Origin of the sequence: Bradyrhizobium sp. (assembly GCF_030693485.1) — a bacterium.
GTDB lineage: Bacteria > Pseudomonadota > Alphaproteobacteria > Rhizobiales > Xanthobacteraceae > Bradyrhizobium.
In genome coordinates, this window is record NZ_JAUYAN010000329.1 from 1 (window position 1) to 10,724 (window position 10,724).

The 10,724-nt window shown below is 63.2% G+C and carries 12 protein-coding genes; 8 read left to right on the forward strand and 4 right to left on the reverse strand.

Annotated features, from left to right (window positions below):
- Positions 1-439, reverse strand: a 439-nt coding sequence (locus Q8N40_RS24380) for a hypothetical protein (RefSeq protein ID WP_371135804.1), incomplete at its 3' end; no start/stop codon positions are given.
- Positions 429-914, reverse strand: a complete 486-nt coding sequence (locus tag Q8N40_RS24385) for a hypothetical protein (protein WP_305713631.1) — start codon at positions 912-914, stop codon at positions 429-431. The genes Q8N40_RS24380 and Q8N40_RS24385, both read right to left, overlap by 11 nt.
- Here Q8N40_RS24385 and Q8N40_RS24390 point away from each other — a divergent pair.
- From Q8N40_RS24390 to Q8N40_RS24420, 7 genes are all read left to right on the forward strand, one after another.
- Positions 810-1,565, forward strand: a complete 756-nt coding sequence (locus tag Q8N40_RS24390; protein ID WP_305322753.1) for an ABC transporter ATP-binding protein — start codon at positions 810-812, stop codon at positions 1,563-1,565. The genes Q8N40_RS24385 and Q8N40_RS24390 overlap by 105 nt on opposite strands.
- A complete protein-coding gene (locus Q8N40_RS24395; protein ID WP_305322752.1) occupies positions 1,558-2,307 on the forward strand; it encodes an ABC transporter ATP-binding protein in 750 nt (249 codons plus the stop codon). The genes Q8N40_RS24390 and Q8N40_RS24395 overlap by 8 nt, the downstream gene beginning before the upstream one ends.
- 31 nt (positions 2,308-2,338) lie before the next feature.
- Positions 2,339-3,559 (forward strand): ABC transporter substrate-binding protein, encoded by a 1,221-nt coding sequence (locus Q8N40_RS24400; protein ID WP_305713627.1) that lies wholly within the window; start codon positions 2,339-2,341, stop codon positions 3,557-3,559.
- A gap of 80 nt (positions 3,560-3,639) precedes the next feature.
- Entirely contained in the window at positions 3,640-4,506 is an 867-nt protein-coding gene (locus tag Q8N40_RS24405) for a branched-chain amino acid ABC transporter permease (protein ID WP_305320985.1), read from the forward strand.
- Positions 4,503-5,471, forward strand: a complete 969-nt coding sequence (locus Q8N40_RS24410; RefSeq protein ID WP_305320278.1) for a branched-chain amino acid ABC transporter permease — start codon at positions 4,503-4,505, stop codon at positions 5,469-5,471. The genes Q8N40_RS24405 and Q8N40_RS24410 overlap by 4 nt, the downstream gene beginning before the upstream one ends.
- Before the next feature lie 157 nt (positions 5,472-5,628).
- Entirely contained in the window at positions 5,629-6,273 is a 645-nt protein-coding gene (locus Q8N40_RS24415; protein WP_305320279.1) for a DUF47 domain-containing protein, read from the forward strand.
- Between the two features lie 14 nt (positions 6,274-6,287).
- Positions 6,288-7,301, forward strand: a complete 1,014-nt coding sequence (locus tag Q8N40_RS24420) for an inorganic phosphate transporter (RefSeq protein WP_305713628.1) — start codon at positions 6,288-6,290, stop codon at positions 7,299-7,301.
- A 2-nt stretch (positions 7,302-7,303) separates the two neighbouring features.
- Here the strand turns inward: Q8N40_RS24420 and sugE are convergent, their stop codons facing one another.
- Complete coding sequence (gene sugE, locus Q8N40_RS24425) at positions 7,304-7,618, reverse strand: quaternary ammonium compound efflux SMR transporter SugE (protein ID WP_305319670.1); 315 nt, start codon at positions 7,616-7,618, stop codon at positions 7,304-7,306.
- Positions 7,619-7,799: 181 nt separating this feature from the next.
- Here sugE and Q8N40_RS24430 point away from each other — a divergent pair, with 181 nt between their 5' ends.
- On the forward strand, positions 7,800-9,419 hold the full coding sequence (locus Q8N40_RS24430; RefSeq protein ID WP_305713629.1) for a peptide chain release factor 3: 1,620 nt from the start codon (positions 7,800-7,802) through the stop codon (positions 9,417-9,419).
- A gap of 29 nt (positions 9,420-9,448) precedes the next feature.
- On the opposite strand, the gene Q8N40_RS24435 is transcribed toward Q8N40_RS24430, so the two are convergent.
- Positions 9,449-10,723 (reverse strand): sorbosone dehydrogenase family protein, encoded by a 1,275-nt coding sequence (locus tag Q8N40_RS24435; protein ID WP_305713630.1) that lies wholly within the window; start codon positions 10,721-10,723, stop codon positions 9,449-9,451.
- Position 10,724: the final 1 nt, after the last annotated feature.

Below are 10,724 nucleotides of genomic sequence, written 5' to 3' on the forward strand. Positions count from 1 at the left end.
CGATCAGGTGGGTGACGTTGCCGGCGACCGAGAACGGCAACAGCAGGCGCTCATAAGCGACGATTCGTCCATAGCTGTCGTCGATATTGGAGATGGTATAGACCGGCAGCCGGCGGGCGATGCATTCGTGGTAGACCGGCATCACGATGGGGACCAGCCTCGGGCCGAGATACTCGTCGAGAAACCGGCCTTTGCCGGTGTGGCCGTAGGCACTGGCCATCCGCGTGCCGTCGCTCTGGATCGTCAGGCGCGGCGGCCAGCTGGCGGTATCCACGGTATAATAGACGAGATCCGGAAACTCCTCTTCGATCCGCGCGGGGTGGTACTCGTCGATCCGAGGCAGCAACCGGTCGCGGGCAAAAAGCCGCAGCCAGGTGTTCAGCAGGTCGCGCTGCTTGATCAATTTGACCACCGACGGGTTGGCGCTATCAAAATCCACAGCTGAAATCCTCAATACCAAATGTCGGATCATCCTCCCCGAGCGACAAATATTCTATGAAAACGCTGGACAACGTCCAAACACCGTTAATGCGTGCTTTCCGATGGGGACCAGCAGAAGCCGGAGAACTGCGGCGAACCAGCAGCCGGGTTCCGGGCAATTCGACCAGCGGCCTATCGGGAGCCGGGCATTTAGCCGCCGCGTATGGCCAGCTTTCGACCTTGCGTAAGCCGGGCCGTTGACGGCATATTCCGGCCGGAGGCGGCACGTCCGGGACGGGATTTCCAAGGCGTCTGGGGAACCTGCCGGTTGGCAAGAATTGGTCATGCGCGAAGCGCGCTTCGCGGCGATGACTGTTGGGGGAATTTGATTGGCCGATGAGTTCATTCTCGAAACCCACGGATTGAGCAAGGAATTCGCGGGCTTCTTTGCCGTTCGCGATGTCGATCTCAGGGTTCGCCGTGGCAGCATTCATGCGTTGATCGGTCCTAACGGGGCCGGCAAGACGACATGCTTTAATCTTTTAACCAAGTTTCTACAGCCTTCCGCGGGCCAGATTCTCTATAAAGGACAGGATATTACGGCGATGGCGCCGGCCGACGTCGCGCGCCTCGGCCTGGTGCGCTCGTTTCAGATTTCAGCGGTGTTTCCTCACCTCACCGCGCTCGAAAACGTCAGGGTGGCGCTGCAGCGCCAGCACGGGCACTCGTTCGATTTCTGGCGCTCCAAGACGGTGCTCGACCGCTTCAACGGCCGCGCCCATGAGCTGCTGGACGATGTCGGCCTCAGCGAGTTCGCCAACACGCCCGCGGTCGAGATGCCCTACGGGCGCAAGCGCGCACTGGAGATTGCAACGACGCTGGCGCTCGATCCGGAGATGATGCTGCTCGACGAACCGATGGCCGGCATGGGCCACGAAGACATCGACAAGATCACCGCCTTGATCAAGCGGCTCTCGAAGAACTACACCATCCTGATGGTCGAACATAATCTCAGCGTCGTGGCCAATCTTTCCGACATCATTACGGTGCTGACGCGCGGCCAGGTGCTGGCGGAAGGCAATTACGCCGAGCTCACCAAGGACGAGCGCGTCCAGGAAGCGTATCTGGGGGCGGGACATGGCTGATTCGAAGATGGCCGACGCCGCCGCGACGAAATCCGGCGCAGCGACGCCGGTGCTGACGGTGCAGAATCTCGAAGCGTGGTACGGCGAGTCCCACATCCTTCACGGGATCAATTTCAACGTCAATGCCGGCGAGGTGGTCACGCTGCTCGGCCGCAACGGCGCGGGCAAGACCACGACGCTGAAATCGGTGATGGGGATCATCGGCAAGCGCACCGGATCGATCCGGTTCGGCGATCAGGATATCACCCGAACCTCGTCCGACAAGATTGCGCGCATGGGCGTTGCCTTCTGCCCCGAGGAGCGCGGGATTTTCGCCAGCCTCGACGTGCGCGAAAACCTGCTGCTGCCGCCGGTGGTGCGTCCGGGCGGGCTGTCGCTGGACCAGATCTTCGAGCTGTTTCCGAATCTGAAGGAACGGCTCAACAGCCAGGGCACCAAACTGTCGGGCGGCGAGCAGCAGATGCTGGCGATCGCCCGGATCCTGCGCACCGGCGCGCGGTTCCTGATGCTGGACGAGCCGACCGAGGGGCTGGCCCCGGTCATCATCCAGCAGATCGGCCACACCATCGCGCGCCTCAAGAAGGAGGGTTTTACGATTCTCCTGGTCGAGCAGAACTTCCGGTTCGCGGCGACTGTCGCGGACCGCTACTACATCGTCGAGCACGGCAAGGTGATCGACGGTTTCAAGAACTCGGATCTGCAAGCCAATATGGACAAGCTTCACACCTATCTCGGCGTCTGAACGACGTCTTCAAGCAGTCACGGAGATACAGATGAAAAACGGAATCTCGGCATTATTGCTCGGCACCGCGCTGGCGCTCGGCGCTGGCAGTGCCGCCCTGGCGCAGGATAAAACCATCAAGATCGGCGTGCTGACCGACAATTCGGGGCTTTACTCCGACCTCGGCGGTGCGGGCTCCACGCTGGCAGCCCAGATGGCGGTTGAGGATTCCGGGCTGGCCGCCAAGGGCTGGAAGATCGACATCGTTTCCGCTGATCACCAGAACAAGCCCGACATTGCCGTCAACACCGCGCGGCAATGGATCGACGTCGACAAGGTCGATATCTTCATGGACGTGCTGAACTCCGGCGTCGCGCTGGCGGTCAACAATCTGGTGAAGGAAAAGAACGTCATCATGATCAATACCGGCGCGGCGTCGTCGGATCTCACCAATGCGCAGTGCTCGCCGAACACGATTCACTGGGTTTACGACACCTACATGCTGGCCAACAGCACCGGCCAGGCCCTCGTGAAGGCCGGCGGCGACACATGGTATTTCCTGACCGCTGACTACGCCTTCGGTCACGCGCTGGAGCGCGACACCACCGCAGTCGTGGTGAAATCGGGCGGCAAGGTGATCGGTACCGTCAGGCACCCGCTGAACACCGCGGACTTCTCCTCCTTCCTGCTGCAGGGGCAGGCGTCGAAGGCCAAGATCATCGGCATGGCGAATGCCGGCGGCGACACCACCAACACGATCAAGCAGGCGTCCGAGTTCGGCATCGTCGCGGGGGGGCAAAAGCTCGCCGGTCTGCTGCTGTTCATTACCGACGTTCACTCGCTCGGCTTGAAGGTGGCGCAGGGCCTGAGTTTTACGGAGACGTTCTATTGGGACCTGAACGACGGAACCCGCGCTTTCTCAAAGCGCTTTTCCGAGCGCACCAAGAGCAAGGCAATGCCATCCATGGTGCAGGCCGGCGTCTATTCGGGCCTGATCCACTATTTCAAGACGCTCGATGCGATGGGCGGCAATCCGCGTGACGGCGCCAAGGTGGTGGCCAAGATGAAGGAAGCGCCGACCGACGATCCCCTGTTCGGCAAGGGCTCGATTCGCGCCGACGGCCGCAAGATCCATCCGGCCTATCTGTTCGAGGTCAAGAAGCCCTCGGAATCCAAGGGCCCCTGGGACTATTACAAGCTGATCGGAACCACCCCGGCTGACCAGGCCTTCCGGCCGCTTTCGGAAAGCGCCTGTGCGCTTGTGAAAAAGTAACAACGATTGCCCGCCGGCGCCTGGCGCCGGCGGGTCTTCGCCCGACGTTTACAGAAGATTGAGTTTCGAAAGATCGATCGATGCAGGCTCTCTACGCGCAGCTTCTGGTGGGACTGATCAACGGCTCGTTTTACGCGCTGTTGAGCCTTGGGCTCGCCGTGATCTTCGGAATGCTCAACATCATCAATTTCGCGCACGGCGCGGTCTACATGATGGGCGCGTTCTGCGCCTATTTCCTGCTCAATCTGTTGGGCATCGGATACTGGCCGGCGCTGATCATCGCGCCGATCGCGGTCGGCATTTTCGGCATGATCCTGGAACGGACCATGCTGCAATGGCTGGCCGGACTCGATCATCTCTACGGGCTGTTGCTGACGTTCGGGATGGCGCTGATCATCCAGGGCGTGTTCCAGAATTATTTCGGGTCGTCGGGTTTGCCCTATGCGATCCCCGATGAACTGAAAGGCGGCGTCAATTTGGGATTCATGTTCCTGCCGATCTATCGCGGCTGGGTCGTGGTGTTCTCGCTGATCGTATGCCTCGCCACCTGGTACCTGATCGAAAAGACGCGGCTTGGCGCCAATTTGCGCGCCGCCACCGAAAATCCGACGCTGGTGCGCGCCTTCGGCATCAACGTGCCACGCATGATCACGCTGACCTACGGGCTCGGCGTGGGCCTTGCCGCGCTGGCCGGCGTGCTGTCGGCGCCGATCAACCAGGTGCGGCCGCTGATGGGCGCCGACCTCATCATCGTGGTGTTCGCGGTGGTGGTGATCGGCGGCATGGGCTCGATCATGGGTTCGATCATCACCGGGTTCGCGCTCGGCGTGATCGAGGGACTGACAAAGTACTTTTATCCCGAAGCCTCCAATACCGTGGTCTTTGTGTTGATGGTGCTGGTGCTGCTGGTGAAGCCGACGGGACTGACGGGACGGGCGACGACATGAGTGTAATGACCGACGATACCTTGCCGGCAAACCCGCGCGGGATCCGCGACGAGATGATCGTGTTCGTCGCGATGGCGGCGTTGCTGGCGGCGGTGCCGCTGACCGGCATCTATCCGTTCTTCGTCATGCAGGCGCTGTGTTTCGCGCTGCTGGCCTGCGCCTTCAACCTGCTGATCGGTTATGGCGGCCTGTTGTCGTTCGGCCATGCGATGTTTCTGGGCAGCGCCGGCTATTTCACCGCGCATGCACTGAAGGAATGGGGGCTCTCGCCCGAACTCGGCATCCTGGTGGGCACCGCCGGTGCGGCCGGGATCGGCGTCATCACCGGCGCCATCGCGATCCGCCGGCAGGGCATCTATTTCTCGATGATCACGCTGGCGCTGTCGCAGCTCCTGTATTTCATCTATCTGCAGGCCCCGTTCACCCATGGCGAAGATGGCATCCAGGGCATTCCGCAGGGCCACCTGTTCGGAATTTTCAATCTCGCCAAGCCGACGGTGCTTTACTACGTCATCCTGGTCGGCTTCCTCGGCGGTTTCCTCGTGGTATTCCGCGCCGTCAACTCGCCGTTCGGCGAGGTGCTGAAAGCGATCCGTGAAAACGAGCAGCGCGCGATTTCGCTGGGCTACAAGACCGATCAGTACAAGCTGCTCGCCTTTATCCTGTCGGGGACGCTGGCGGGGTTCGCGGGCTCGCTGAAAGTGTTCGTGGCCCAGAATGCCTCGCTCACCGACGTGCACTGGACGATGTCGGGCGAAATCGTGCTGATTACGCTGGTCGGCGGCCTCGGCACCATGTTCGGGCCGGTGGTCGGCGCCTTCGTCATCATCGCCATGCAGCAATATCTCGCCGGCTTCGGACAATGGGTAACGGTGATCCAGGGCGTGATCTTCGTGGTTTGCGTGCTGACGTTCCGCCGCGGCATTGTCGGTGAAATCGCGCATTATTTCCGGCGGTCGCTCTGAGCGGGACGCTTCCGGGCAGATTTTCCGGCCTATAAAGCGGTGGATGACCCGGCCGTATCCGAAGGCCGCCGCTTGGTTTGACGAAAATTGGTTTATGACAGTTATGTGACAGGGCGCTGCGGCCCGGCCATTTCTGTGACAATGGACATGACCCATGCTGATGCGCTGGTTTCGCGCCTTTCTTCCCCGCGAAGAACGGTTTTTCGAGCTTTTTGCCAGGCATTCCCAGGTCTGCGTGCAGGGCGCACTGGCGTTGCAGGGCGTGCTGCGGGGCGGCGAGGAAACCCCGATATTCTGCCAGCGGGTCAACCAGTTCGAGAACGACGCCGACAATGTCACCCGCGAGGTACTCACCGCGGTGCGCCGGACCTTCATCACGCCGTTCGACCGCGGCGACATCAAGAACCTGATCACCTCGATGGACGATGCCATCGACCAGATGCAGCAGACCGCCAAGGCGGTGATCCTGTTCGAGGTCCGCACCTTCGAGCCGCCGATGCGCGAGATGGGAACGCTGCTGGTCGAGTGCGCCAACCTGGTCGGCAAGGCGCTGCCGCTGATGCAGTCGATCGGCGAGAACGTCGCCATGCTGACCGCCATCACCGAGGAGATCGGCAAGCTGGAAGGCCGCATCGACGACCTCCACGATATCGGACTGAAGGAGCTGTACCTCAAGCACCGCAATGCCAACACGATGGACTTCATCGTCGGCTCTGAAATCTACAAGCATCTGGAAAAGGTTTCGGACCGCTTCGACGATGTCGCGAACGAGATCAACAGTATCGTGATCGAACAGGTATAGGGCAGGGCCGCGCAGTGGACGCCACGCTAGGTCTTCCGATTCTGGTCGGGTTAATCGCAGTCGCGCTGCTGTTCGACTTTCTCAACGGGTTGCACGATGCGGCCAACTCGATCGCGACGATCGTGTCGACCCGGGTGCTGCGCCCGCAATATGCGGTGCTGTGGGCGGCGTTCTTCAACTTCATCGCCTTTCTGTTCTTCGGGCTTCACGTCGCCAACACCATCGGCACCGGCATCATCGAGCCCAGCGTCATCGACGCGCAGGTGATCTTCGGCGCGCTGATCGGCGCCATCGTCTGGAACGTGATCACCTGGGGACTGGGAATCCCGTCCTCCAGTTCGCACGCCCTGATCGGAGGGCTGGTCGGGGCCGGCATGGCCAAGGCCGGATTGTCGGCGGCGGTCTGGACCGGCCTGACCAAGACCTTGCTGGCGATCGTGCTGTCGCCGCTGGTCGGCTTCCTGCTGGCGCTGGTGCTGGTCGCGATCGTGTCCTGGGCCGCGGTGCGCTCGACCCCGTTCGCGGTCGATCGCGCCTTCCGCATCCTGCAATTCGTCTCGGCCTCGCTGTATTCGCTCGGACATGGCGGCAACGACGCGCAGAAGACCATGGGCATCATCGCGGTGCTGCTCTATTCGCAGGGCCACCTCGGCTCCGAATTTTCGGTGCCGTTCTGGGTGGTGATTTCGTGCCAGGCGGCGATGGCGCTGGGCACCCTGATGGGCGGTTGGCGGATCGTCCGCACCATGGGCCTGCGGATCACCAAGCTGACGCCGATGCAGGGGTTTTGCGCCGAGACCGGCGGGGCCGCGACGCTGTTCATGGCGACCTGGCTCGGGGTCCCCGTTTCCACCACGCACACCATCACCGGCGCCATCATCGGGGTTGGCGCGGCGCGGCGGGTGTCGGCGGTACGCTGGAACGTGGCGAGTTCGATCGTCTATGCGTGGGTAATCACCATTCCGGCCTCGGCGATCATCGCGGCGCTGACCTACTGGGCGGTCAACCTGATCCCGCTCGCCAAATAGCGTCAGGTCGCCAGCTTCAGTCCGACGATCCCGGCGACGATCATTCCGATGCAGGCGATCCGCGCCACTCCGGCGGGATCGCCGAACAGCACGATGCCGAGGATCGCGGTGCCGACGGCGCCAATCCCGGTCCACACCGCATAGGCGGTTCCCATCGGCAGCGTCTTCAGCGCCAGACCCAGCATTCCGATGCTGGCGGCCATGCAGGCCAGCGTCAGCACGGAGGGAACGAGCCGGGAAAAGCCCTCGGTATATTTGAGGCCGACCGCCCAGCCGACCTCCAGCAAACCCGCGATCAACAGCAGTAGCCACGCCATGGGACGGCCTCCCGGTCAGCAGGGTCGTCCCTGCGCATGAAATGGATGATTGGAGGTCGTCCTCGCAGAGCCTATATGAGGTCGGGCTGGCCCGCGCGCAACCTGCCGCTGCCGGCCAAATCCCTTGTGGACCGCTGCAAACCCCTTGATTGCGCCCGTTTTCCCTGCCACAGGCTCGCTGATGTCCGACCTCGCACTCACTGCCGAATCGCCGACCCTTTCGCCGCTGTCAGATGAAGTGGCGCGCCGGCGGACCTTTGCGATCATCTCGCATCCCGACGCCGGCAAGACCACGCTGACTGAAAAACTGCTGCTGTTCGGCGGCGCCATCAATCTCGCCGGGCAGGTCAAGGCCAAGGGCGAACGGCGCAATACCCGTTCCGACTGGATGAAGATCGAACGTGACCGCGGCATCTCGGTCGTGACCTCCGTGATGACGTTCGAGTTCAACGGCCTCGTCTTCAACCTGCTGGACACGCCAGGCCATGAGGACTTTTCGGAAGACACCTACCGGACGCTGACGGCGGTGGATTCCGCCGTGATGGTGATCGACGCCGCCAAGGGCATCGAGGCGCGGACGCTGAAGCTGATCGAGGTCTGCCGCCTTCGCGACATTCCGATCATCACCTTCATCAACAAGATGGACCGCGAGAGCCTCGATACCTTCGAGCTGCTCGACGAGATCGAAAAGACGCTGGCGCTCGACACCACCCCGATGACCTGGCCGGTCGGCCGCGGCCGCGATTTCATGGGCACCTACGATATCTCCACGGGCGGCATCCGGCTGCTCGAAGGCGGCGGCGCCAAGACCGGCGCTGCCGAGAACATCGACGTCGCCGAACTCGCCGGCCGCAACGCCAATCTCGACGTCGCCGAAATCACCGAGGAACTGGCGCTGGTGAAGGAAGCCAGCAAGCCGTTCGATCTCACGTCGTTCCGCGAAGGCCACATGACGCCGGTCTATTTCGGCTCGGCGCTGCGCAATTTCGGCGTCGGCGATCTGCTGGAAGGGCTCGGCAAATTCGCGCCGCCGCCGCGCGCGCAGGACTCCAATCTGCGCAAGGTCGAGGCCTCGGAGCCGCGCATGAGCGCCTTCGTTTTCAAGATCCAGGCCAATATGGATCCGAACCACCGCGACCGCATCGCCTTCGCGCGGCTGTGCTCGGGCAAGCTCTCCCGCGGCATGAAGGCCAAGCTGGTGCGCACCGGCAAGAACATGACGCTGTCCAGTCCGCAATTCTTCTTCGCGCAGGACCGCTCCGTGGCGGACGAAGCCTTTGCCGGCGACGTCGTCGGGATTCCCAATCACGGCACGCTGCGGATCGGCGATACCCTGACCGAAGGCGAGGACCTCACCTTCGTCGGCGTGCCGTCCTTCGCACCGGAAATCGTCCGCCGCGTCCGCCTCACCGATGCGATGAAGGCGAAGAAGCTGAAGGAGGCGCTGCAGCAGATGTCGGAGGAGGGCGTGGTGCAGGTGTTCCGTCCGCGCGACGGCGCGCCGGCGCTGGTCGGCGTGGTCGGCCCGCTGCAGCTCGACGTGCTGAAGGCGCGGCTCGACGCCGAATACTCGCTGCCGGTCGAGTTCGAGGTCTCGGAGTTTCAGCTGGCGCGCTGGATTTCGTCCGACGACCGCAAGAAGCTGGAAGCGTTCGTCGCCGCCAACGGCTCCGGCGTCGCCGACGACGTCGATGGCGATCCGGTGTTTCTGGCCAAGAACGAATTCTATCTCGGCTACACCAAAGAGCGCGCCGAGGGCATTGTGTTTTCTAGCATCAAGGACGTGAAGAAGAAGGCGTGAGGCGGGGGCTGCCGGCTCGCCCAGCGATGCTACGCTCCCGTCACGCGCCAGATCACGTCGCCGACGTCGTCCGCCACCAGCAGCGAGCCGTCGGCACCGAGGGTCACCCCGACCGGCCGTCCATAGGACTCCTTCTCGTCCGGCGCGAGGAACCCCGACAGGATGTCCCGCGCCGGCCCAGCCGGGCGCCCGTTCACGAACGGCACGAACACCACCTTGTAGCCACTCAGCGTGCTTCGATTCCACGAGCCGTGCTGACCGATCGCCATGCCGTCCGGAAATCCCGGCAGCGTGCCGGCCGGCATCCAGCACAGGCCGAGCGACGCGGTGTGCCCGCCCAGCGCGTAGTCCGGCGTGATCGCTTTTGCGACCGCGGCCGGATCCTGCGGCACCCGGTCGTCCACCGTCTGCCCCCAATAGCAATAGGGCCAGCCGTAGAAACCGCCGTCGCGGACCGACGTCAGATAATCGGGCGGGGTCTCGTCGCCGAGGCCGTCGCGCTCGTTGACGACGGTCCAGAGCACGCCGGTCTGCGGCTCCCATGCCAGGCCCACCGCGTTGCGCAGGCCGTCGGCAAAGATGCGGCTGGAGCCATCAACCAGGTCGAGTTCGTAGACGGCCGCCCGGCCTTGCTCAACTTCCATGCCGTGCTCGGCGATGTTGGTGAGCGAGCCGACCCCGGCATAGAGTTTTCGGCCATCGGGGCTCTGCAGCAGGCTGCGCGTCCAGTGACCGCCGGGCTTGAAGCTGACGAGCTTTCGCCCTGGAGCGGTGATGCGGTTGGCACCCGCGACGTAGGGGAAGGCCACCACGCCGTCGGTGTTTCCGACATAGAAGGTGTCGCCCACCAGCGCCATGCCGAACGGCTGGTTCAGTCCCGCCATGAAGACTTCACGCCGCTCGGCGACGCCGTCGCCATCGGCGTCGCGAAACAACGTTATGCGGTTCGCGCTGACGCCCAGGGCGGAGGCACGTCGCATCGTCGCCTGCATCGCATAGCCGAACACGTTCCTGACCGGTCCGGGGACCTGATTGGATTCGGCTACGAGGACGTCGCCATTGGGCAGCACCTCGATCCAGCGCGGATGTTGCAGGCCGGTGGCGAACGCATTGACCTTGAGTCCCGGCGCCGCCACCGGAATCTGCCCCTCGCTCCAGCCCCGGGCTGACGGCATCTTGAGCGTCGGGAGGCTGCCCTGCGGTTTCGCTTCGGGAACGACCGGAGAACTGCCCCAGGCGGGCTCGGGGGCGGCGCCCTGCCGTCGGCGCCACAGCAGCGCAGCAGCGCCGATCAGCGCGACTATT

Bases quoted from the DNA above. Each gene is read 5' to 3' on its own strand.
- Q8N40_RS24385 (WP_305713631.1), bottom strand. From the start codon at position 914: ATGAATGCTGCCACGGCGAACCCTGAGATCGACATCGCGAACGGCAAA.
- Q8N40_RS24395 (WP_305322752.1), top strand. From the start codon at position 1,558: ATGGCTGATTCGAAGATGGCCGACGCCGCCGCGACGAAATCCGGCGCA.
- Q8N40_RS24400 (WP_305713627.1), top strand. From the start codon at position 2,339: ATGAAAAACGGAATCTCGGCATTATTGCTCGGCACCGCGCTGGCGCTC.
- Q8N40_RS24405 (WP_305320985.1), top strand. From the start codon at position 3,640: ATGCAGGCTCTCTACGCGCAGCTTCTGGTGGGACTGATCAACGGCTCG.
- Q8N40_RS24410 (WP_305320278.1), top strand. From the start codon at position 4,503: ATGAGTGTAATGACCGACGATACCTTGCCGGCAAACCCGCGCGGGATC.
- sugE (WP_305319670.1), bottom strand. From the start codon at position 7,618: ATGGCGTGGCTACTGCTGTTGATCGCGGGTTTGCTGGAGGTCGGCTGG.
- Q8N40_RS24430 (WP_305713629.1), top strand. From the start codon at position 7,800: ATGTCCGACCTCGCACTCACTGCCGAATCGCCGACCCTTTCGCCGCTG.